Annotated in this window: 25 protein-coding genes; 7 read left to right on the forward strand and 18 right to left on the reverse strand. The window is 59.1% G+C overall.

Going from position 1 to position 20452, the window contains the following annotated elements; genetic code table 11:
* The first annotated feature begins 74 nt into the window (after nt 1-74).
* Nucleotides 75-965 carry a LysR family transcriptional regulator gene (locus PL640_RS01025; protein ID WP_271360555.1) on the forward strand — a complete coding sequence of 297 codons (891 nt, stop codon included), beginning with the start codon at nt 75-77 and terminating at the stop codon, nt 963-965.
* On the opposite strand, the gene PL640_RS01030 is transcribed toward PL640_RS01025, so the two are convergent.
* From PL640_RS01030 to PL640_RS01045, 4 genes are all read right to left on the reverse strand, one after another.
* Nucleotides 966-1409: a GNAT family N-acetyltransferase gene (locus tag PL640_RS01030; protein ID WP_271360556.1), complete on the reverse strand. Its 444-nt coding sequence runs from the start codon at nt 1407-1409 to the stop codon at nt 966-968.
* Nucleotide 1410: 1 nt separating this feature from the next.
* Complete coding sequence (locus PL640_RS01035; RefSeq protein WP_269700299.1) at nt 1411-2361, reverse strand: aldo/keto reductase; 951 nt, start codon at nt 2359-2361, stop codon at nt 1411-1413.
* Between the two features lie 110 nt (nt 2362-2471).
* Entirely contained in the window at nt 2472-3455 is a 984-nt protein-coding gene (locus PL640_RS01040; RefSeq protein WP_271360557.1) for a GlxA family transcriptional regulator, read from the reverse strand.
* The gene (locus tag PL640_RS01045) at nt 3455-4015 is read right to left on the reverse strand and encodes an isochorismatase family protein (RefSeq protein ID WP_110755715.1); all 561 of its coding nucleotides are present in this window, start codon (nt 4013-4015) and stop codon (nt 3455-3457) included. Before PL640_RS01045 ends, PL640_RS01040 begins: the two co-directional genes overlap by 1 nt.
* 181 nt (nt 4016-4196) lie before the next feature.
* Here PL640_RS01045 and PL640_RS01050 point away from each other — a divergent pair, with 181 nt between their 5' ends.
* Nucleotides 4197-5180 carry a Gfo/Idh/MocA family protein gene (locus tag PL640_RS01050; RefSeq protein WP_271360558.1) on the forward strand — a complete coding sequence of 328 codons (984 nt, stop codon included), beginning with the start codon at nt 4197-4199 and terminating at the stop codon, nt 5178-5180.
* Here the strand turns inward: PL640_RS01050 and PL640_RS01055 are convergent.
* Together PL640_RS01055 and PL640_RS01060 are read right to left on the reverse strand one after the other, a co-directional pair.
* Complete coding sequence (locus PL640_RS01055) at nt 5177-5548, reverse strand: hypothetical protein (protein ID WP_269700291.1); 372 nt, start codon at nt 5546-5548, stop codon at nt 5177-5179. The two genes, PL640_RS01050 and PL640_RS01055, sit on opposite strands and share 4 nt — an antisense overlap.
* Before the next feature lie 12 nt (nt 5549-5560).
* Entirely contained in the window at nt 5561-5803 is a 243-nt protein-coding gene (locus PL640_RS01060) for a hypothetical protein (RefSeq protein ID WP_271360559.1), read from the reverse strand.
* 190 nt (nt 5804-5993) lie between these two features.
* On the opposite strand from PL640_RS01060, the gene xseA reads away from it, so the two are divergent.
* Nucleotides 5994-7592: an exodeoxyribonuclease VII large subunit gene (gene xseA / locus PL640_RS01065; protein ID WP_271360560.1), complete on the forward strand. Its 1599-nt coding sequence runs from the start codon at nt 5994-5996 to the stop codon at nt 7590-7592.
* On the opposite strand, the gene PL640_RS01070 is transcribed toward xseA, so the two are convergent.
* The 3 genes from PL640_RS01070 to PL640_RS01080 form a co-directional block, all read right to left on the reverse strand.
* Nucleotides 7593-8795 carry a mandelate racemase/muconate lactonizing enzyme family protein gene (locus tag PL640_RS01070; protein ID WP_142840864.1) on the reverse strand — a complete coding sequence of 401 codons (1203 nt, stop codon included), beginning with the start codon at nt 8793-8795 and terminating at the stop codon, nt 7593-7595. It lies immediately after the preceding gene.
* Nucleotides 8796-8849: 54 nt separating this feature from the next.
* A complete protein-coding gene (locus PL640_RS01075) occupies nt 8850-9557 on the reverse strand; it encodes a FadR/GntR family transcriptional regulator (RefSeq protein ID WP_271360561.1) in 708 nt (235 codons plus the stop codon).
* A gap of 109 nt (nt 9558-9666) precedes the next feature.
* Nucleotides 9667-10167 (reverse strand): MarR family winged helix-turn-helix transcriptional regulator, encoded by a 501-nt coding sequence (locus PL640_RS01080; protein ID WP_271360562.1) that lies wholly within the window; start codon nt 10165-10167, stop codon nt 9667-9669.
* Nucleotides 10168-10248: 81 nt separating this feature from the next.
* On the opposite strand from PL640_RS01080, the gene pecM reads away from it, so the two are divergent.
* Nucleotides 10249-11112, forward strand: coding sequence for a 4-hydroxybenzaldehyde efflux transporter PecM (pecM, locus tag PL640_RS01085; RefSeq protein ID WP_271360563.1), 864 nt, complete (start codon nt 10249-10251; stop codon nt 11110-11112).
* Nucleotides 11113-11118: 6 nt separating this feature from the next.
* Here the strand turns inward: pecM and PL640_RS01090 are convergent, their stop codons facing one another.
* From PL640_RS01090 to PL640_RS01100, 3 genes are all read right to left on the reverse strand, one after another.
* On the reverse strand, nt 11119-12357 hold the full coding sequence (locus PL640_RS01090) for an aminopeptidase (protein ID WP_271360564.1): 1239 nt from the start codon (nt 12355-12357) through the stop codon (nt 11119-11121).
* An 89-nt stretch (nt 12358-12446) separates the two neighbouring features.
* The gene (gene ybaK / locus PL640_RS01095) at nt 12447-12923 is read right to left on the reverse strand and encodes a Cys-tRNA(Pro) deacylase (RefSeq protein WP_271360565.1); all 477 of its coding nucleotides are present in this window, start codon (nt 12921-12923) and stop codon (nt 12447-12449) included.
* Between the two features lie 11 nt (nt 12924-12934).
* The gene (locus PL640_RS01100) at nt 12935-13282 is read right to left on the reverse strand and encodes an ArsC family reductase (protein ID WP_271360566.1); all 348 of its coding nucleotides are present in this window, start codon (nt 13280-13282) and stop codon (nt 12935-12937) included.
* Between the two features lie 233 nt (nt 13283-13515).
* On the opposite strand from PL640_RS01100, the gene PL640_RS01105 reads away from it, so the two are divergent.
* Nucleotides 13516-13683, forward strand: a complete 168-nt coding sequence (locus PL640_RS01105; protein ID WP_003503889.1) for a hypothetical protein — start codon at nt 13516-13518, stop codon at nt 13681-13683.
* Nucleotides 13684-13888: 205 nt separating this feature from the next.
* Here PL640_RS01105 and PL640_RS01110 read toward each other — a convergent pair whose 3' ends face one another.
* A complete protein-coding gene (locus PL640_RS01110) occupies nt 13889-14605 on the reverse strand; it encodes a 2'-5' RNA ligase family protein (protein ID WP_271360567.1) in 717 nt (238 codons plus the stop codon).
* Nucleotides 14606-14771: 166 nt separating this feature from the next.
* Between PL640_RS01110 and PL640_RS01115 the strand changes: the two genes are divergently transcribed.
* Nucleotides 14772-15350: a TetR/AcrR family transcriptional regulator gene (locus PL640_RS01115; protein WP_271360568.1), complete on the forward strand. Its 579-nt coding sequence runs from the start codon at nt 14772-14774 to the stop codon at nt 15348-15350.
* A gap of 146 nt (nt 15351-15496) precedes the next feature.
* A complete protein-coding gene (locus PL640_RS01120) occupies nt 15497-15985 on the forward strand; it encodes a hypothetical protein (protein ID WP_271360569.1) in 489 nt (162 codons plus the stop codon).
* Between the two features lie 38 nt (nt 15986-16023).
* Here PL640_RS01120 and guaA read toward each other — a convergent pair whose 3' ends face one another.
* From guaA to PL640_RS01145, 5 genes are all read right to left on the reverse strand, one after another.
* The gene (gene guaA / locus PL640_RS01125) at nt 16024-17601 is read right to left on the reverse strand and encodes a glutamine-hydrolyzing GMP synthase (protein ID WP_110755693.1); all 1578 of its coding nucleotides are present in this window, start codon (nt 17599-17601) and stop codon (nt 16024-16026) included.
* A gap of 83 nt (nt 17602-17684) precedes the next feature.
* On the reverse strand, nt 17685-18323 hold the full coding sequence (locus PL640_RS01130) for a 5'-methylthioadenosine/S-adenosylhomocysteine nucleosidase (protein ID WP_271360570.1): 639 nt from the start codon (nt 18321-18323) through the stop codon (nt 17685-17687).
* Nucleotides 18320-18769, reverse strand: coding sequence for a PaaI family thioesterase (locus PL640_RS01135; protein WP_065114661.1), 450 nt, complete (start codon nt 18767-18769; stop codon nt 18320-18322). Before PL640_RS01135 ends, PL640_RS01130 begins: the two co-directional genes overlap by 4 nt.
* Before the next feature lie 82 nt (nt 18770-18851).
* A complete protein-coding gene (locus tag PL640_RS01140; protein ID WP_271360571.1) occupies nt 18852-19304 on the reverse strand; it encodes a TspO/MBR family protein in 453 nt (150 codons plus the stop codon).
* 51 nt (nt 19305-19355) lie between these two features.
* The gene (locus PL640_RS01145; RefSeq protein WP_271360572.1) at nt 19356-20450 is read right to left on the reverse strand and encodes a DUF1513 domain-containing protein; all 1095 of its coding nucleotides are present in this window, start codon (nt 20448-20450) and stop codon (nt 19356-19358) included.
* Between the last annotated feature and the right edge of the window lie 2 nt (nt 20451-20452).

A 20452-nucleotide genomic window follows, 5' to 3' on the forward strand; every position in this document is an offset into this window, starting at 1 on the left:
ATCAGAAAATAGCGTCTCATGGCGATAAAAATAATCGCTGCAAATCCGCGTGGGTTGTTCTATCATTTAGAACAATGAACCGTGTGCAACTCTCCCAGCTGGCCGTTCTCGCCGCCGTTGCCGAAGGCCGCAGCTTCCGCAAGGCTGCGGCTGAACTCGCCATAGCGCCCTCCGCCGTCAGCCATGCTGTCTCGTCGCTGGAGGCAAGCCTTGGCCTGCGTCTGCTTCATCGTACCACCCGCAGCGTTTCGCCGACAGAGGAGGGCAGGCGGCTTCTCGAAACACTGGGTCCGGCGCTTGCAGATATCGATGCGGTCATCGAGACGCTTGCCGAACATGGCGGGAGACCGGCCGGCCCCCTGCGCATCACCCTGCCGCGACTGGCCGCCGAGGATCTCATCGTGCCGCGACTGGGTGAGTTCCTGCGGCTCTATCCCGATATTTCACTCGAAATCTCAACCGACGACCGTTTTGAAGATATTGTCGCAAAGGGTTTCGATGCCGGGCTGCGGCTGGGGGAGCACCTCGATGCCGATATGATTGCGGTGAAAGCCAGCGGCGCATGGCGCGGCGCAATTGTTGCTTCTCCGTCCTATTTCGCGGAAAATCCACCGCCACGCGATCCCAGGGATCTCATCCGCCATCGCTGCATTCGCCGCCGTTTCGCCAGTGGTCTTATCTATCGCTGGGAACTGGAGAAGAACGGCAAGCCGCTGGTGGTCGATGTCCAGGGACCTTTGATCCTGTCGGACCAGAGCCTCATTCGCCGGGCGGCGATAGACGGGGCAGGGCTCGCCTTCGTTTTCGAGCAGCGCGTCGAGGACGATATCAGGGAGGGCAGGCTCATCCGCGTGCTGGAGGACTGGTGCGCACCCTTTGACGGCTTTTATATCTATTATCCCTCCCGCCGGCAGATGCGGCCGGCGCTGAGGGCTTTCGTGGATTTTTTCCGCTTCCGGGGCTGATCAGAACTTGATGCGATAGCGAATATGGCCGTCGCTTTTCACGTAGCTGTCGTAAAGTTTCTGGGCGCGGTGGTTGTCTTCGCCCGTGTGCCAGTATAGCCGCGACCAGCCCTTTTCCTTGCAGATGGTGATAAGATCTTCCATCAGCGCGCGGCCCGTTCCCTTGCCGCGGATTTCTCCATCGACGAACAAATCCTCCAGATAGCAATCCGGCGTCTTCACCCAGGTGGAATCATGGAAGTGGTGGATGGCGAAACCCGCCATCCTGTCACCCAGCACGGCCACACGCATCGAAACCCGCGATGCGGGATCAAGGATGCGCGCCCAGGTATGGTCGGTGACGTCATCGGCAAGCTCGATCTCGTAAAAGGCTAGGTAAGCGTTCCAGAGTCGCAGCCATTCCGCCCGGTCAGCCGGCTCAGCGTTACGAATTGCAAGTTCCATCTTACGCGCCTGCCTTGTCGAGAAGGGTCATCATTTCATCGGTCAGTTTCAACTCGATGGCGCGTTTGAAGCTTTCAAGCTGCGACAGGCTGGTGGCACTGGCAATCGGCGCGGTTATCGCCTTTTTCCGCAACAGCCACGCCAGCGCGATATCGGCGAGCTTGGCCCCGGTCTGTACCGCCACCGCATCCATCGCGCCTAGAACGGCAAGGCCACGCGTGTTGACATATTCGCCGACGCGATAGCTGCGGGCGACGCCTTCCGTATCGGCCTTGGCACGGTATTTCCCGGTCAGGAAACCGGCGGCGAGGCTGTAGTAGTTGATGACGCCAATCTCTTCCTTCACACAGAGATCAGCAAGCGGACCTTCGAAATCCGCACGGTTGTAGAGATTATATTCCGGCTGCAGCACGTCGTAACGCGGAAGACTGTTTTTCGCAGCCGTATCCAGCGCCTCCTGAAGCTGGCTGGCGGAATAGTTGGAGCAGCCAATGGCGCGGATTTTTCCCTGTTCCTTCAGCTTTGCAAAGGCGGCAAGCGTCTCTTCCAGCGGCACCTCGGCATCCGGCTTGTGGGCAAGATAGAGGTCGATATAGTCGGTCTGCAGCCGCTTCAGCGAGGCTTCGACAGCCTCTGCGATCCACTTGGCGCTGAGGCCGGTCTTCTGGCCGCGATTGTCAAAACCGACCTTGGTGACGATCACCGCATCCTCGCGCTTGATGCTCGATTGCTTCAGCCATTTGCCGATGATGACTTCGGATTCGCCGCCCTCATGCCCGTCTACCCAGGCGGAATAGACATCCGCCGTGTCGATGGCGTTGAACCCGGCGTCAAAAAAAGCGTCGAGCAGGGCAAAGGAAGTCTTCTCATCCGCTGTCCAGCCGAACACGTTGCCGCCAAAGACGATCGGGGCGATGGAGAGGCCGGTGCGGCCGAGGTTTCGTTTTTCCACGGGGAATGCTCCTGTTGCTGACTTTGTGGCAAGGTTAGCAACTGCTCATCCGCATAACCATTCAATTCCTTTGATGGCACTCATCAGGCAACAGACGGAAGCCGGAGAGATCAGCTCCGATAGCCGCGATAGTGGCTGGGCGGAAGGTGATTATGCTGTTGCCACACGCGCCGCAAATGCCGGGCAGAGGCAAACCCCGCCCGTTCGGCAATGGACTCCATATCGAGGCGGCTATTGGCGAGAATGTCACGGGCCAAATTGACCCGCATCAGATTGACATAATCGATGACGCTGATGCCGGTATGTTCGCGAAACAGGCGTGACAGATGCCTTTCGCTGAGGGCTGCAATATCGGCCAGGCCTTCAAGTGACCAGTCCTGCGCTGGCTCTGCCATTACCCGGTCCTGCACGCGGTGAATGGCGGGGTGCATGTGGTTACGGCCTGTCAGCCAGGGCGAAATTTGCGGATCGCTGCCGTTGCGCCTCAGATAGACAACCATGGTTTTTGCAATACGCGCTGCAACGGCCGGGGATGTCAGCCGGGAAACCACATGCAGCATGAGATCGATGCCGGTGGAGATGCCCGCGCTTGAAAAGCGGTTTCCGTCCTCGACGAACAGTCGGTTTTCGGCCACCTGGGACAATGGCGCGATGCGTCGCAGCGCCTCGATGCAATCGGCATGGGTGGTGCAGCTTCGTCCGTCGAAAAGTCCGGCCTCTCCCGCCAGCAACGCGCCGGAGCAGATGGAAATGACGGTGGTGTCGACACGCGCGACGCGGCCCAGCCATGCCGTCAATGCCTGCCGCTCCCGCCGCGTTTCCGGCTCGCTCTCGGAACGTGAAGTGCTGCCGGAGATCAAGAGAAACGCATTTTCCGGAAGCGCCGCGGGCAGGGCCTCCAGCCCGCAAAGGTCAAGGCCGATCGAGGATTGTTGCCTGTCCCTTGCCGCAATGTAGCGGTAGTCGAAAAAAATGTCGCTTTGCTCGTCATTGGCATAACGGATCACCTGCAGGGGGCCGGCAATATCGAGCAACAGCGCGTGCGGCGGCACAAGCGTATAAAACGGAATGATGCGTGTGCCGCCTTTATCCATCAGGCTGCTTCTTTCAAGGTTGCAAGCGCGTCGTTCACCGTGGCGATGCGCGCGAAGCGCCCCGCCAGCACCAGCTCGGTGCGTTTGCGAATATCGTCGGCGCTGAAGACCGTGCCGGAGGCATGCGTCATCGGAAAGGTCAGCGTCGCCTCGGTGACGTAATCGACGCTGTAGCCGAGATCGGAAGCGTGCCGGGTGGTCGTTTCGCAGCATTGTTCGGTGCGGATGCCGGAGACGATCAGCCGGTTGATACCTTTCTGCGTCAGCCAGATTTCAAGGCCGGTGCCGGCAAAGGCCGAATGGCGGTTCTTGTGGAAGGTCACATCGGGTGCGATCTCCACACCCTCCAGCGCGCGGACATAGCCGCTGTCTTTCGAGAAGGCCTTGTCGCCATCGACATGGAAGATTTGAACAACGGGAATTCCCGCGGCCTTGGCGCCGTCGATCAATGCCTGCTGTTTCTCCAGATAGGCGGCTAGCCCGCTTTCCTCGAAATAAGGGGTATGCCGAAACGATTCCTGAACGTCGATGACGAGCAGCGCGGTGTGAGAAGAGGACATTTCATGTTTCTCCGTTGGGTACTGATAACATAATTCGCCCTTACAGATCGCGATAAAAGCAACCAGGCCGACAAAGGCAGGACACATCCGGCCATACTTTATACTGACCGGACTTTGCCGGCTTGCCACACGGTACCGGGATGGTAAGTTTCCGAAGAAATGGCAGAGTGGGAGAATGGGAATGCTGCGCTTCGGAATAATCTCAACGGCGAAGATCGCTCAGGATCATGTCATTCCGGCAATACAGGATGCGCAAAACTGTGTGGTCAGCGCCATCGCCAGCCGCGATCAAGCCAAAGCGCGTGCAGTGGCCGAGCGTTTTTCCGTGCCCAACGCCTTCGGTTCTTATGAGGAGATGCTGGCATCGGATGTGATCGATGCGGTCTATATCCCGCTTCCCACCTCCCAGCATGTGGAATGGACCATCAAGGCGGCCGATGCCGGCAAGCATGTTCTGTGCGAAAAGCCGATTGCGCTGAAAGCGGAAGAGATCGATACGCTTATCGCCGCACGCGACCGCAACGGCGTTATTGTGTCCGAAGCCTTCATGGTCACCTATGCGCCGGTCTGGGCCAAGGTGAAGGAGTTGCTGGCATCGGGCGCCATCGGCACGCTGAAACATGTGCAGGGCGCTTTCAGCTATTTCAATCGCGATCCCGGCAACATGCGCAATATTCCCGAACTGGGCGGCGGCGCCCTGCCGGATATCGGCGTCTACCCAACCATCGTGACCCGTTTTGCCACCGGCGCGGAGCCGAAGCGCGTGCAGGCCACAGTTGAGCGCGACAGGGAATTCGGTACGGATATCTATTCCAGCGTCAGGGCTGATTTCGGCGATTTCGAACTGAGCTTTTATCTGTCGACCCAGCTTGCGGCCCGTCAGCTCATGGTCTTCCACGGCACGGATGGTTACATCGAGGTCAAATCCCCTTTCAACGCCAATCGCTGGGGTGCGGAAGAGATCGAGCTGACCAATCAGGCCCATAGCCAGTCGCAAATCTTCCGGTTTCAGGATAGCCGTCAATACAAGCTGGAGGCGGAGGCTTTTGCCCGGGCGGCAAAGGGCGAGGGCGAAGTCGTCACGCTGGAAAGCTCGCGGAAGAACCAGCTTTTTATCGACGCCATCTATCGGGCAGCTGAAAAGGACGGTTGGGAAACGATTTAATCCCGGTCCAATTGTCGTTTTTGCAGCCGTCGGTAGCCGTAAAGCGCCAGCAGCAATGCCGCGAATGCTGAAAAGGCGAGCGGGATAAGCGGCTGGACCAGCGGGTTGCGCCACTGCAGCAACACAAACAGCCCGACACCGACGATGCGGGAGGTGAGCGTCACGGCATTCACGAGAAAAACGCTCAATGTGGCGGGTGCACGGCTGTTGGAGCGGTTCAGCCGCCAGCTCGTCGCAACGCCTGCCGCTGCACCGGGCAATCGGGCGGCCAGCGGATCGACACCGAGATAGAAAATGAGCAGGCAGGTGACGGTAAGGTCAGCGGCCAATCCGCAAATCTCGGTCAACGCGAAGTGCGGAAGTCTCAAGGCCGTGAGCTTTTAAAGTGTCGGCTGCGTCGAGCGCGGGCGTTGCAGCACGAGAAGGCCGATGACAACACCGACGACGCCAAAATTATAACCGGCTAGCGCCAAAAGCAGCGACGTCAACGGCACGACCGTGGAAGAAAGCGCCATTGCTACACCATAAGCGCCGATAATCATCATGCAGATGAAGATGATGCTGAAGACAGAACGCAACGCAACTGCGGTTACGCCAAGCACTGTGGCGGTAAGAAAAATCATGGATGCCGCCTCCTCTTTGGTTGCCGGGCCTGGGACAAGACCTAGCGTCTTCTTCCCTAACGAACCCTTGTTTTCTCCTCCGTTCCCTGTTTTCCTAACTCGTTAGTTGAGGATATGGTTTCATCGCCGTTAAAATCGGGCTGGCGAGCACCGGCATTTCCGAATCGACGGGTTTTGGTTACAAACGGTCATGAGCGATATCTTCTCCCACGCCGCATTGAGCAATCTTGCCGAGTTCTCGGTGTCCGAACTGTCGGGTTCCATCAAGCGCACGGTGGAGACGGCTTTCGAGCAGGTGCGGGTGCGCGGCGAGATTTCCGGCTATCGTGGCCCGCATTCTTCCGGCCACGCTTATTTCTCACTGAAGGATGATCGCGCCCGCATCGATGCGGTGATCTGGAAGGGCACGTTTTCGCGGCTGAAGTTCCGCCCGGAGGAGGGCATGGAAGTCATCGCGACGGGCAAGGTCACCACCTTTCCCGGCTCCTCGAAATACCAGATCGTCATTGAAAGCCTCGAGCCGGCCGGTGCCGGCGCACTGATGGCGCTTCTGGAAGACCGCCGCCGGCGTCTGGCGGCGGAAGGGCTATTTGATGGGGCCCGCAAGCGCCGCCTGCCGTTCATGCCGCATGTCATCGGCGTCGTTACTTCACCCACCGGCGCTGTCATTCGTGATATTCTTCACCGCATTTCGGATCGTTTTCCCGTCCATGTCGTCGTCTGGCCGGTCAAGGTGCAGGGCGAAGGCTCGGGCGAGGAAGTGGCGAACGCCATTCGCGGTTTCAACGCGCTTCGGCCCGGTGGTGAGATCGCCCGCCCGGATGTGCTGATTGTTGCCCGTGGTGGCGGCAGTCTGGAGGACCTCTGGAGCTTCAACGACGAAATCGTCGTGCGCGCCGCGGCTGAAAGTGAAATTCCGCTGATTTCCGCCGTCGGACACGAGACGGATACGACATTGATCGACTATGCCGCCGATGTGCGCGCACCGACGCCGACGGGAGCGGCAGAGATGGCCGTGCCGGTGCGCGCGGAACTGGAAGCGCAGCTTTCCGGCCTTGCTGCCCGCCTTTCCGGCTCGGTGTCGCGGCAGATGGACAATCGCCGCCAGGGCTTGCGGGCGCTGGTGCGGGCGCTGCCGTCGCTCGACCAGCTTCTGGCCCTGCCGCGCCGCCGTTTTGACGAGGCCGCAAGCGGTCTCGGTCGTGGGCTTGAAATGACCACGCTGAACAAGCGCCGCGCCTTTGAGCGCTCCGCTTCGGGGCTTCGGCCGGAAACTCTTCTGAACGGTCTCAAACACCACAGGCAGAGGATCACCGAGCGTATGCACCGGGCCGAGACCTTGGTCGAACGCCGGCTCTTGCAGGGCAAAGGCCGCGTCGATGCCTTCGATTCCGCGTTGCGTTCGCTACCCGCCCGCCTGCTTGGCCAGTTGGAGCGGCAGAAGGAACGCGTCGTCACCGCCGCGCGCCGGGCCGATACCGCCGTCCTGCATCGCATGGCGCAGAACCGCGCGGGCCTTGCCGCCCACAATCGCATCCTGCAATCACTCTCTTATAAGAACGTGCTGAACCGCGGTTATGCCGTGATCCGTGATGAAGAGAACCGGCCGCTGACCCGTGCCGCGGCCATTGCCTCCGGCGCTGTCGTGTCCATGGAATTTGCCGACGGTCGCGTCTCCGCCATCACAACGGGAGAGGGAACGCCGTCCCCGGATGCCGCCGCTGCACAAAAAAAGAAGCCGGCGAAACCGGCTTCTTCAGGCCCTGGCAATCAAGGCAGTCTGTTTTGATCAGATCGACGCCGCATCCGAAAAACGGCGGCTGACGGTGAAGGTCTTTTCGATATCCGGATGCAGCTCCATGCCAAGGCCGGCACCCGGCGGCACGGTGATCATGCCGTTTTTCACTTCGGGTAAAGCGGTCACGAGATCGCGATACCAGGTCTTGTAGAAGGCGCGCACGCTTTCCTGCACCAGCGCGTTCGGCGCATTGAGCGACAGATGCGTGGAGGCGCAAAGCACCACCGGCCCGGTGCAATCATGCGGCGCGACCGGCAGGTGCCAGGCTTCCGCCATGGAGGCGATCTTGCGTGCTTCCGAAAGCCCGCCGCACCAGCTGATGTCAAGCATCACCACGCCGGCGGCACCGGTTTCCAGCAGGTCGCGGAAGGCCCAGCGGGAACCCAGCGTTTCTGATGCGGAAATCGGCGCGGGCGACACGGCGGCATACCGCGTCAGGCTGGAAAGGCTGTCCATCTTGATCGGGTCTTCATGCCAGAAGGTCTGGTAGGGGGTGAGCGCCTTGGCGATCTGCATGGCGGGTAGAAGCTGCCACATGGAGTGAAACTCCACCATGATATCCATCTTGTCGCCGACCGCCTTGCGGATTTTTTCGAACGGCTCGAGCGCGCTTTTCAGGTCCGGCATCGAGATATATTGCCCGCGCGTTTTTTCCGCCGCCGCATCGAAAGGCCAGATCTTCATGGCCGTAATGCCGTCTTCCAGCAGCGAATGGGCAAGCTCGTCCGCCCGGTGCAGGAAGCCGTTCAGATCATCATAATCCCTGCCGTCGGCCATGCCGTAATTCGCCGTCTGCTGGCCGGTCGCCTTCTTGATATATTCCGTACCTGCGCAGGTATTGTAGGTGCGGATTTCCTTGCGGCTGAAACCGCCGAGAAGCTGGGCGATGGGCTGGTTGGTGGCCTTGCCGAAAATATCCCATAGCGCGATATCGAAGGCGGAATTGCCCCGCACTTCCGCACCGGATGAGCGGAAGCCGAGATAACCGACGAGATCCTGAGCCAGAAGATCGATCTGCAGCGGATCGCGACCAATCACGCGCGGGGCGATATATTCGTGCACATAGGTTTCCACCGTCTCGGCGCCAAAGAAGGTTTCGCCGAGCCCGGTAATGCCTTCATCCGTGTGGACCAGAACCCAGAGCAGGTTTGCCCGTTCCGCCACGCGGACGGTCTCGATTTTCGTAATTTTCATGAGTCTCTCTCCTCCAGAGGAAGGCAGTTTGCCATCTGGGACTGTGTTGAAAAATCAGGCGATACCGGCAGCGAGAAGCGCGTGCACGCTTTCATCGAAATGCCGCGCCATCAGCGTTGACGCCATTTGTGGATCGCCTGCGGCAATGGCCTGTCCGATCTCAATGTGAAGCGAGACCGTGGTGTGGCGCTGCGCGTCGGATGTGCGGCTTTTCCAGCCGATCGGCCATGTCTGGCGTGTCACATTTTGAAAAGCGCCAAGGATGAGTTCGAAAACCGGGTTCTTCGAGGATTTGGCAATGGAGAGATGGAAAGCGAGATCGTGCTCCATGACTTTGTCATTGTCGCCGAAGTCCCGTTCCATATCGTTGGCGTGGTTGAGAATGGTGAGCGCTTCTGCATCCGTGCGCCTCAGCGCCGCCAGCGTCACGGTTCTGACTTCGATGGTGCGGCGCACGTCGTAAATCTGCTGGATGTTGATCTGCTCGGTGTGAATGCCATGCTCGAACATCAGCGACATCGCACCATGATCGAGCGTCGCCACGGTGGCGCGTTTACCGGCGCTGACATCGATCAGCCGCATCGCTGACAGAGACCGGAAAGCTTCGCGAACGACGGTGCGAGAAACGCCGAGCTGCTGGGAAAGCGAAAGCTCGCTTGGCAGCTTTGCCCCGGGGGCAAGCTCGTTTTCGCGGATATGGCGCGTGATCGCGCCTATCGTGCTGCTGACGAGACCGGTTTCATGGGAAATGGCGTTATACATTTTTCCTCCAACCTGTAGTACAGGTTTATGGAGAATTGCTTACAGGACTTTTTTCGCCAAAACAAGCGCCGATCGCTGGTTTGATTGGATGTTTGTCTGATCCGTGAATCTACTGCTCGAAATCCTGCAAAAAGCGCTTCAGCAACTCGTTCAGCGCCGCACGCTCCTCTTCGCTGAGATGAGCAACCAGACGATGCTGGTTTTCGACATGCGCGCCGACGGCATCCTCGACAATCGCAAGTCCACGCTCCGTCAGCGATATCAACACGCTGCGCCGGTCCTGGGGGTTGTGAACGCGCTCCACCAGCCCGGCCTTTTCCAGCTGGTCGATCCGGTTGGTCATGGTACCGGAACTCACCATGGTCATGGCCAACAGATCGCCGGGGGAAAGGCGATAGGGCGGACCGGCCCGACGCAACGTCGCCAGCACATCGAAAGCGGAAGAGGAGAGCCCGTGTTTCAGTAGTACCGCCTCAACCTCGCGGCCAAGATGTGTACTGAGCCGGTGCAGGCGCCCAAGCAGGCCCATGGGGCCGACATCGAGATCCGGCCGCTCCTTGCGCCATTGCGCCAGAATATGATCGACGTGGTCCAGCGGTTCTTTGCTCATCACCAAGGCATAACAATTGATATCTTGACGTCAAGATAAAATCGACTAAAGTGAATTTATCTTGATATAGAGATTCTTGAAATGAAGAAAAATTCGACCTACGCCGCCGATGTGCTGTTGACCGCGCTTGCCCCTGCGATCTGGGGAACCACCTATTTCGTCACCATGGAATTTTTGCCACAGGGCTACCCTCTGCATGTCGCCATGTTGCGTGCTTTGCCGGCGGGCATCCTGCTGCTGTTGCTCGTCCGGAAGCTGCCGCAAGGCATCTGGTGGCCGCGCAGCTTCATTCTTGGCGCGCTGAATTTTTCGTTCTTCTGGGCGATGCTTTTCGTGTCGGCTTATCGGCTGCCGGGCGGTGTGGCGGCCACGGTGGGTGCGGTGCAACCCCTCATCGTCATTGGCCTGTCCCGGCTGTTTCTGGCCGCGCCCGTCAGGCCGCTTGCAATCGCCGCCGGTCTGCTGGGCATTGCGGGCGTCGCACTTCTGGTGCTGACGCCCGGAGCGGCGCTGGATGGTATCGGCGTTGCCGCAGGCCTTGCCGGTGCCGTCTCCATGGCTTTCGGAACGGTACTGACCCGCAAATGGCGACCGCCGGTCTCCAATCTCACCTTCACCGCCTGGCAATTGACGGCGGGCGGCATTCTGCTCCTGCCGGTTGCCTTTGTTCTGGAACCGGCCCTGCCAACACCAACCGTCGCCAATATCCTCGGCATGGCATATCTCGGCCTCATCGGTGCGGCGCTGACCTATCTTCTGTGGTTTCGCGGGCTTGCCCGCATAGAGCCCTCGGCTGCGGCATCGCTCGGTTTTCTAAGCCCTGTCGTTGCAACTCTTCTAGGCTGGCTGGCGCTCGGCCAAAGCCTCACGCCAGCGCAGATCGCCGGGTTTGTTGCGGTGCTTTTCAGTATCTGGCTCAGTCAGCGCAGCCAGTTACCGAGGTAAGTGTCCTCAGGCCCATTCGCCCTTGCGCATCACCGGAACCGTGGAGCCATCCGGCTTCACGCCATCAATATCCACCTTGTCGGAGCCGATCATCCAGTCGATATGGATCAAACTGGAATTGCCGCCCTGCGCCTTGATCTGATCCTGCGACAGCGAAGCACCGTCGACAAAGCACTTCGAATAGCATTGGCCAAGCGCGATGTGGCACGAGGCGTTTTCGTCAAACAACGTATTGTAGAACAGGATACCGCTTGCCGAGATCGGCGAGGAATGCGGCACCAGCGCCACTTCGCCGAGACGTCGAGCGCCCTCATCGGTGTCGAGCACCTTGTTCAGCACCGCTTCGCCCTTCGAAGCCTTGGCTTCGACGATGCGGCCACCCTCGAATTTCACCCGGATATCATCGATCAGCGTTCCCTGATGCGAAAGGGGCTTGGTGCTGGAAACGTAACCATCCACGCGCAGCGCATGCGGTGTGGTGAATACTTCTTCGGTCGGAATATTCGGGTTGCAGGTTACGCCGTTCTTGGCGGTGGAAGCGCCGCCATGCCATTCATGGCCATCCGCCAGCCCGATCCTTACATCCGTGCCGGGGCCGGTGAAGTGCAGCGATGAGAAGCGCTCGCCATTCAGCCATGCCGAGCGCTTGGCGAGATTGGCGTTATGCTCTGCCCAGGCCGCCACCGGGTCGGCCAGGTCCACCCGCGAGGCGGCGAAGATGGCGTCCGCGAGCTTGCGAACAGCTTCGTCCTCGGAGACCCCGGGGAAGACCTGCTTAGCCCAGGAGGGGTTCGGATAGGAAATGATGTTCCAGTTGATGTCGAAATTGGAAATCTTCTCCAGCGCCGGCTTGTAGGCGGTGGAATTGGCCTTGTTGGCCCGTGCCACCTTGGCCGGGTCCTGCTCGGCCAGCAACATGGGGTTATCGCCGGCAATCGCCAATCGCGCCGCACCGTTGGTATAGGCCTTCGCCATGCCTTCGTAGAGCCAGTCGGAAGCCCGGTCGAAATTCGCGTCGCTGGCGTGGCGGTAGCGCGATAGCGTGGTTTCTTCATCGGAATAGAAGGTGGTGACCAGCCCGCTGCCGGCCAGATAGGCGTGTTTGGTCAAGAGCCGCACCAGCGGCAGCGCCGCCAGCGGCGCAGTGATCACCAGATCCTGATCCTTCTGCAATTGCAGGCCGACTTTTACGGCGACTTCGGCCAGTTTTTCGAGTTTGACGGGATCGATGGGAGAAACGGTCATGATCTGCCTTCGTATATTTCAATCGGAGGCGCCGACCATAGCCCATTCCTTTCGAAAGCCAAATGCTTTCAAAAGCGGTGGGAAAAGCGTCAGTCCGCCACCAGCGGAGCGATGATGGCCTTCAGCGCTGCCTGCGCATCGCGGGGCGAAAGTCTCACCTGTAACCCTCTTTGCCCGCCATTCATGTAAACATGCGCATGTGCCATGGCATCAGCCTCAATGGCCGTTGGCACCTGTTTCTTCTGACCGAAAGGACTGATGCCGCCAACATGGTAACCGGTGGCCCGCTCCGCATCGGCAGGCTTCATCATGCTGGCGGATTTGCCTCCGAAGGCGGCGGCAAGCTTCTTCATGCTCACCTCACGGTCGGAGGGGACAACGACGCAGACCGGTTTGCCATCCAGCTCCGCCATCAGTGTTTTCAGCACCAGATGCGGCGGTTCCCCAATCGCCTCGGCCGCCTGCAGGCCGATGCGGTCGGCATTCGGGTCGTAATCATAGGTGACGGTGGTGAAGGTAATACCAGCCTTGGTCAGCATCTGGGTGGCGCGGGTCGTTTTGGACATGGCGGCTGCGCTCAGGCAAAAAGCGTCTGGTAGGTTTCCGGTTTGAAACCGACGGTTATCTTGCCCTTGGCCTCGAGTACTGGACGCTTGATCATGGAGGGTTGCTCCAGCATCAAGCCGATGGCCTTCTCACTGCTAAGATCGGCCTTCTGGCCATCATCCAGTTTCTTGAAGGTTGTGCCGGCGCGGTTGAGAACAGTTTCCCAGCCCGCGGCATCGCACCATGTCTCCAGATGGGCGCGATCGATGCCGACCGTCTTGTAGTCATGAAAAGAATAGTCGATGCCGTTGGTTTCCAGCCAGCTTCTGGCCTTCTTCATCGTGTCGCAGTTCTTGATGCCGTAAATGGTGATCGTCATGCTGCCAGCCTCTTTGTCTTCAGCTTTCCGGCATAACAAAATATCCGGCATATTCAACCCATTGTCCGAGGTCCCTTGCAGGCCTGTCGGGGTGTGACGTCTGAGCCATGCGAAATCGCCATGGCTGATATCCAAACGAGCGCGAGCAAAGCTGCATGGCTTCCCTGCTACATCATGAGTTGTAGAAGAGGCCGAAAATACCCATTATCTGGGCATCAAAGATGGAGAGAAAAATGCGTCAGGTTGCAAAGACATCGCGTAACTTCTTCGGTGAAACTTTCGCCGTTCTCGGTGCAGCGCTCTCGGTTTCGGCCGCTGTTCGCGCACATCGCAAGCCCGCCCGTGCCGATCTCGAAGCCCTCGGCATCGACGGTAAGGCTTTCGACAAGGTACAGCTCTAAGCTGGCTATTATTTGTAGCGAGGCGGCATCGCCTCGCTTGCGCTCGGCGTCGAAATCCATGCCGGTTTTCGACGGGCGAGGTGGATGCGTCGCGGATGGCTCAAGAAGCGTTCCGTATTCACACAGTAAGGTTCCCGCATAGTCCTCGAAGGACAGGTGCGGGATAAATTGTCAGCGCGGGATTGTTCGCCGCTTCGAGTGCACGTCATCGAGATGCTGCACTCTGTTTCGGCCGCTTTGACGGGCCGATCACTTTTTCCGATAAATATAACTGGCTCTCAGGCCGCTCATAACGATCCGCCTTCGCTGAAAGCGCAAAACGCGCCAGCGGCTCGTGCCTTGTTTCGCCATTATGGCTGAAGACAAGTTCGAAATTGCCCGCCAGCCAGCTATAGGGTTTACCGGCCGGCATAAGCTCAATCTTCCCACAGCCATAGATCATGGTGAGATGCGGCGTAAAAGATGATGCCGTAACAAAGGGAAGATTTGCCCGCCAAAGGGCGCGTTGCAATATCTTCACGAGAGCCTTGATTTCCGGCATGTCGCGGCTGCTTCGCAGCACCAGACTATTGCGATTACCAAAAAGCGACGTTTCTTCGAAAGTGATAGGAACGGGCCGAGCATTGATTTCCCCCAGCGCCGCCTTCAGCCTGTTTATCAGCCCGTGAGGCACAGTCTCGAAACATCCGATACAGAGCAGCGTGATATGCAGAAGCTCCGCCGGATAGGCTGCACGCCTTGTCCGTCCTTCGGCATACTGTGAAGCATCGGCAAAGATTCTATCGGCCAGGGCTGCCGGCGGCTTCAACAATAAGAGCAGCTTGCTGCGAAATCGCGGATTGAGGCGCTGTACTTTTGGCGTCTCCAGCCCTTCAAAGAAAAGCTGCCTTACACCTCCCTTATCCGTCAACTCGAAACCCATGACGATGCTCCACGGCTTTTGCCAAGGCCGCGATATTATCATTGCCAGAAGAAATTAAAAGAACAAAAAGAGAACAATTAAGTTCCCGACAGGCAGGGAAACTCCAGAAAATAACAGCATGGTGCATTGAGTTGACAATCTACCTACTAGTTGGTAGGTAATGAATATGAAAAACCCACAAACCAAGGCCGATGAAATTCTTCGTTGCGCGCGTACCCTGATTGTAAGCGGCGGCTACAACGGTTTCAGCTACGCCGATATTTCCAGCGTGGTCGGCATTCGCAATGCCAGCATTCACCACCATTTCCCGAGCAAGTCAGACCTCGTCCGCAAACTGGTCGAGCAGTACAGGCAGGAAGCTGCAGCCGGGCTTGCCGAGCTGGAGCGAAACATTTCTGATCCGCTCGAACAGCTTCGCGCCTATATCGGTTATTGGGAAGGCTGTATCGCTGATGCGACCCATCCCTTCTGCGTCTGCGCCCTGCTCGCCACTGAAATACCGGTCCTTCCAGAATGTGTGGTTCTTGAAGTGCGTGCACATTTTCAAAGCCTCTCGAACTGGCTCGCCGCCGTGCTGGAGCGCGGGGCTGCCCAAGGACGCCTTGTGCTGACAGGAACAGCGCACACCAATGCCGAAATGTTCATGGCTACCGTGCATGGCGCAATGCTCTCGGCCCGCGCCTACGGTGATGCCGCAGCCTTTGGCGCGATAACCCGCCCCATGCTGGAGCGCATAACCGCTTGAAAATGAAACGTCGCGAGGGAGGTGAATACATGACCTGAGCGACATCCCGACCCGGTAAATAGACAGCATTACGCTTCCAGATCAGTCGTCAACAGTCTGCTTCCCCGGGTCGCCATCGCCCCTGTGGAAGAGAAAGGCAATCTCTCATGTTCGGAATTTCTCCGCTTGGCTGGGTCCACACACTCGGCAGCCTGCCCGCCATTCCCGTGGCCATTTACATGTTTGCCCGTCACGGTCGGATCGTTCCCCGATCCGGGCCGGGCGCCATCTATTTTGTGTCCATGCTGATTGGCGCAGTGACGGCGTTCCTCGTGGCGCATCAGCCGGTCAGCTACGCCATTGGCGCGCTGACCATCCTGTTCCTGCTCGCAGGTTACGGAATTGAGCGCATACTCGGCTCAACGCGCATCGCCAGATATATAGAAACCATCTGTCTGAGTGTGAGCGCATTTCTCCTGATGGTACCGACGGCGACCGAGACCCTGCGCCGTGTTCCGGATGGTCATCCCTTTGTTACCGATTTGAAGTCGCCGCTGCTCCTCGGCGTTCAGGGCGGGTTGCTGGCGATCCTCGTGGTTGGCCTGACCGCCCAGATCATCTACCTCACAAGACAAAACAGAAACGCCGCGAGCTAGTCGCGGCGTCATCGTCCAAGCTATGCCTATTGTAGGCGTTATTCCCACTCGATCGTGCCGGGCGGCTTGCTCGTCACGTCGTAGACGACACGGTTGATGCCGCGCACTTCGTTGATGATGCGGGTTGCGGCGCGGCCAAGGAAATTCATGTCGTAGGGATAGAAATCCGCCGTCATGCCATCCACCGAGGTCACGGCCCGCAGCGCGCAGACGAAGTCATAGGTGCGGTAGTCGCCCATGACGCCGACGGTCTGCACCGGCAGCAGCACGGCAAAGGCCTGCCAGATGGTGTCATAGAGACCGGCCTTGCGGATTTCGTCGAGATAGATCGCATCCGCCTTGCGCAGAATATCGAGCTTCTCGCGGGTGATCGCGCCGGGGCAGCGGATCGCCAGACCCGGACCGGGGAAGGGATGGCGGCCGATGAAGCTTTCCGGCAGGCCGAGCTCGCGGCCAAGAGCGCGGACCTCATCCTTGAAAAGCTCACGCAGCGGCTCGACGAGCTGCATGTTCATGCGCTCGGGAAGACCGCCGACATTGTGGTGGCTCTTGATGGTGACAGACGGGCCGCCGGAGAAGGAAACGCTTTCGATGACGTCAGGATAAAGCGTGCCCTGCGCCAGGAACTTCGGTGCGCCTTTGCCATCAGCGGCAATCTTGGCCGCTTCGGCCTCGAAGACTTCGATGAACAGACGACCGATGGTCTTGCGCTTTGCTTCCGGATCGGAAACGCCCGAGAGTTCGCCGAGGAACAGATCAGCGGCGTCCACATGAACAAGCGGAATATTGTAGTGGTCGCGGAACATGCCGACCACCTGCTCGCTTTCGCCAAGCCGCATCAGGCCGTGATCGACGTAAACGCAGGTCAGCTGGTCGCCGATCGCTTCATGAATGAGGATAGCCGCAACCGAGGAATCGACGCCGCCGGAGAGTGCGCAGAGCACGCGGCCGGTGCCGACCTGATCGCGGATCTTGCGGATCATCTCGGCGCGGTAGGCCGCCATCGTCCAGTCGGATTTCAAGCCAACGATCTTGTGCACGAAGTTGGACAGCAGCTTGCCGCCGTCAGGCGTGTGCACCACTTCCGGGTGGAACATGGTGGTGTAATAGTGGCGCGCCTCGTCGGCTGCGATGGCGAAAGGTGCATTCTCCGAGGTCGCGATGACCTCGAAACCTTCCGGCAGCTTCGTCACACGGTCGCCGTGGCTCATCCAGACCGGATAGCTCTTGCCCTGTTCCCAGAAGCCGTCGAACAGCGGGCTTGCCTTCTTGATGTCGATATCGGCACGGCCGAATTCCGCCGCATGGCCGCCCTCGACCACACCGCCGAGCTGCGTGCAGAGCGTCTGCTGGCCGTAGCAGATGCCGAGGATCGGAACCTTGCTGTCGAACACCGCCTGCGGTGCGCGCGGGCTGCCTTCCGCTGTCACGGATGCGGGGCCGCCGGAGAAGATCACGCCCTTGGGCTGCAGCTTCTCAAACGCCTCTGCGGCATTCTGGAACGGATGGATTTCGCAATAGACCCCGGCTTCGCGGATGCGGCGCGCAATGAGCTGCGTCACCTGGCTGCCGAAATCGATGATGAGAATGCTGTCGGGATGGGCTATCTGGGTCATGGCGAGCCTTTAAAGAAAATGGCGGCTTTAGGCAACCCGCAAGCGGGCATCAACCAGCAGAAAATCGCGAAAATCGCACGGTTTCAAAGGGCGATCACGCCCTCCTCAATGGCGCGGCAAAGCCGGTCGATGGCATCTGCCAGCTTTTCGTCGATGATATGCAGATACTCCGTCCAGTCGTCCACGTGGTTCACATCCGCCTTGCCATCGGAAATACCGCGCAGGCCGATGAGCGGCACACCGAAACGCTGGCAGGCTCTCAAAACGGCAAAGGTCTCCATTTCCACCATATCGGCGTCGATCGACCCATAGGCAGCGCCGGAAACCACGTTGCCGCCGGTAGAAAGCCGCGCCTCGGCAATATCGGGTATGCGGAAGGGGAGCGCCACCTCGGCCGGCAGGTCTAGAAACGGCGTGCGTCCCTTTTCAAAACCGAAGGGCGAGGCGTCCATGTCGCGATAGGACACCGAAATCGCCTGATAGATGCCGGTCTGTTCCAGCGTCCGCGAGCCGGCTGAGCCGAGCGAAACGACGAGATCAGGCAGATGATCCGCCGCATCGAGACCGGCAAGAACCGCCGTCACCGAAATCGCCGCCTCGACCGGGCCGACGCCGGTCATGAGGGGAGCCATTCTTGCCTGCAGGTGAGGACCATATTCGGCCGAGGCCGCCATGACGAAAAGAACGGATTTATCCGCGACATGCAAAAGCCGGTAGCTCATCCGGTAATATCCTCGCGTCCCTTCACGACCATCATCGTGCCAGTCATGGAGGCGATCAGCTTCGCGGGACCGTCGGCAAGGGCATAAGCCCGGCCATCGGCGACGATCAGGTTGTTGCCGGGCTTGATGATCTCGCCACGAAACAGGAACCGCTCACCGCGGCCCGGCGACATGAGGTTGACCTTGAACTCGATGGTCAAAAGCGAAGCTTCCGGTTCGATGATCGTATAGGCGGCATAGGTGCAGGCCGTATCCAGACCGGCGGCGATGACGCCGGCATGCAATATGCCATGCTGCTGCGTCAGCTTTTCATGGAAGGGTAGTTCGATTTCCACCAGCCGGTGTTCGATACGGCTGATCTCAGCATCGATTGCCTGCACCACGCCCTGTCGCGCAAAGCTTCTTTCTATCCGCTGACGAAAATCGCCGGGATCCGTGATCTCCATGGCCTACCTGCCTGCTTTAAGTCCCATCGCAAACTGACATGGCGCGGGACGGCAGGCAAGGCAAGGGCCGGGCAGGGAGAAATTAGTTCAGGATGCCGATACTCGCATTCAGCACTGTGGCAAAGGCAACCCACAACGCATAGGGCACGAAAAGCCACATGGATATGCGGTCACGGCGATAGGTAAGGGCTATGAACGCCAAAATGCACACCAGCATCGGAATGATGATGACCAGTGCGCCCGCCGGGCTTTGCATGCCGAAAAAGATCGGCGACCACAGGAAATTCAGCACCATCTGGGTGAACCAGAGGCGCATGCGCGTTCCCATCCGCTTCCTGATCCATGTGCGTGCACCGGCGATACCGATCAGCACGTAAAGCGTGGTCCAGACCGGGCCGAAGATCCAGTTGGGCGGATTGAAGAATGGTTTCTGCAGCGACTGATACCATTCACCCGGCACATTGTTGACGCCGATCAGAGCCCCGATGGCAACAACGACAACCACAAAAACAATATACACGGTCAGGTTTTTCATGACGCATCAAATGCGCCTGCCGGGCTTTTGTTCCCGTGCCTTTTCAGTATTTTAGCTGGAGATACGCACGATATGCTGGTCCCATGCCACGTCGCTGCGCAGCGCTTCGAAAAATCCATCATAGGAAGAAACCGCAATCCCCCGGGCGGCGGGTGCGACGCCCGCTGCTTCGCGCACGCTTACCTCTGAAACCACCCGCCCGGTTTTCGCATCCAGCGTCACCGCGGCATTGCCATTGGGCGAGGTCAGGCCCACCAGCCCCTCGCGCCGGTTGACGGCGATGGCGCCGACATAATTGGCAAGGCGCACCGTCGTTTCCTCCGGTAGATCGACGAAGGCCACATCCTCGCCCTTCGAGAAATGGCCGACAAGCGGCGGCAGATCGTTGCGTGGTCCCTCATATTGGCAGGCGAACCAGACACGACCGTCATTGCCAAGGTCTACATGGCGGGTGGAAAGCTGCCGCAGCCGGTCCGGCATCGTATGTTTCTGGATCAACTGCCCGGTTGCGGCGTCCAGAAGCACGAGAGACGGCTGCATGCTGTCGATATTGAGTTTGGTGCGGCCGAAATCCGGATGGGTTTCGATGCCGCCATTGGCGATCACGATCAGCCGCCCGTCATCGCTCACCGTCATGTCATGCGTACCGACGCCATGCGCGTCATATTCACCGATGCGGGTAAATCCGTTTTTGGCGTCGTACAATCCGATAACACCGCGATTGCCGTCGAAGTCGTTTTCGCTGGCATAGAGGATCGCCCCGTCGGGTGAAAATTGCCCGTGGCCATAAAAATGGCGGTTCTCCGGCGTGTGCATCACGATCGGCTCGCGGTGCCGCGCGGGATCGAAAGCCATGAAGAAGGTGCCGGGTCGGCGCGCAAAGGCCACCGTCATGCCGGTCGCGTGGCTCGTCGCCATTCCATGGGCGCGGGCGGGAAGCGCAACGCGGTCGATGATCTCGCCGCGTTCGCTCACCGTCGCAATGCCGTAGGAGCCGTCACGGGCGCGGAAGGCGGAGGCAAAGACCGCGTCTGCCCGTTCCAGTGCATGAAGTGAACGGGGAGCCAACGCAGCAAGAAAGGGAATACCCGCTGCCCTGATGAAGCTGCGCCGATCTATCAACATCCGCTTGGCGCCTGATATCATCG

This window comes from Agrobacterium sp. ST15.16.024, from assembly GCF_027956545.1.
GTDB classification, from domain to species: Bacteria; Pseudomonadota; Alphaproteobacteria; order Rhizobiales; family Rhizobiaceae; genus Agrobacterium; species Agrobacterium cucumeris.

Bases quoted from the DNA above. Each gene is read 5' to 3' on its own strand.
- PL640_RS01025 (WP_271360555.1), top strand. From the start codon at position 75: ATGAACCGTGTGCAACTCTCCCAGCTGGCCGTTCTCGCCGCCGTTGCC.
- PL640_RS01030 (WP_271360556.1), bottom strand. From the start codon at position 1,409: ATGGAACTTGCAATTCGTAACGCTGAGCCGGCTGACCGGGCGGAATGG.
- PL640_RS01040 (WP_271360557.1), bottom strand. From the start codon at position 3,455: ATGGATAAAGGCGGCACACGCATCATTCCGTTTTATACGCTTGTGCCG.
- PL640_RS01045 (WP_110755715.1), bottom strand. From the start codon at position 4,015: ATGTCCTCTTCTCACACCGCGCTGCTCGTCATCGACGTTCAGGAATCG.
- PL640_RS01050 (WP_271360558.1), top strand. From the start codon at position 4,197: ATGCTGCGCTTCGGAATAATCTCAACGGCGAAGATCGCTCAGGATCAT.
- PL640_RS01060 (WP_271360559.1), bottom strand. From the start codon at position 5,803: ATGATTTTTCTTACCGCCACAGTGCTTGGCGTAACCGCAGTTGCGTTG.
- xseA (WP_271360560.1), top strand. From the start codon at position 5,994: ATGAGCGATATCTTCTCCCACGCCGCATTGAGCAATCTTGCCGAGTTC.
- PL640_RS01070 (WP_142840864.1), bottom strand. From the start codon at position 8,795: ATGAAAATTACGAAAATCGAGACCGTCCGCGTGGCGGAACGGGCAAAC.
- PL640_RS01075 (WP_271360561.1), bottom strand. From the start codon at position 9,557: ATGTATAACGCCATTTCCCATGAAACCGGTCTCGTCAGCAGCACGATA.
- PL640_RS01080 (WP_271360562.1), bottom strand. From the start codon at position 10,167: ATGAGCAAAGAACCGCTGGACCACGTCGATCATATTCTGGCGCAATGG.
- pecM (WP_271360563.1), top strand. From the start codon at position 10,249: ATGAAGAAAAATTCGACCTACGCCGCCGATGTGCTGTTGACCGCGCTT.
- PL640_RS01090 (WP_271360564.1), bottom strand. From the start codon at position 12,357: ATGACCGTTTCTCCCATCGATCCCGTCAAACTCGAAAAACTGGCCGAA.
- ybaK (WP_271360565.1), bottom strand. From the start codon at position 12,923: ATGTCCAAAACGACCCGCGCCACCCAGATGCTGACCAAGGCTGGTATT.
- PL640_RS01100 (WP_271360566.1), bottom strand. From the start codon at position 13,282: ATGACGATCACCATTTACGGCATCAAGAACTGCGACACGATGAAGAAG.
- PL640_RS01105 (WP_003503889.1), top strand. From the start codon at position 13,516: ATGCGTCAGGTTGCAAAGACATCGCGTAACTTCTTCGGTGAAACTTTC.
- PL640_RS01110 (WP_271360567.1), bottom strand. From the start codon at position 14,605: ATGGGTTTCGAGTTGACGGATAAGGGAGGTGTAAGGCAGCTTTTCTTT.
- PL640_RS01115 (WP_271360568.1), top strand. From the start codon at position 14,772: ATGAAAAACCCACAAACCAAGGCCGATGAAATTCTTCGTTGCGCGCGT.
- PL640_RS01120 (WP_271360569.1), top strand. From the start codon at position 15,497: ATGTTCGGAATTTCTCCGCTTGGCTGGGTCCACACACTCGGCAGCCTG.
- guaA (WP_110755693.1), bottom strand. From the start codon at position 17,601: ATGACCCAGATAGCCCATCCCGACAGCATTCTCATCATCGATTTCGGC.
- PL640_RS01130 (WP_271360570.1), bottom strand. From the start codon at position 18,323: ATGAGCTACCGGCTTTTGCATGTCGCGGATAAATCCGTTCTTTTCGTC.
- PL640_RS01135 (WP_065114661.1), bottom strand. From the start codon at position 18,769: ATGGAGATCACGGATCCCGGCGATTTTCGTCAGCGGATAGAAAGAAGC.
- PL640_RS01140 (WP_271360571.1), bottom strand. From the start codon at position 19,304: ATGAAAAACCTGACCGTGTATATTGTTTTTGTGGTTGTCGTTGTTGCC.
- PL640_RS01145 (WP_271360572.1), bottom strand. From the start codon at position 20,450: ATGATATCAGGCGCCAAGCGGATGTTGATAGATCGGCGCAGCTTCATC.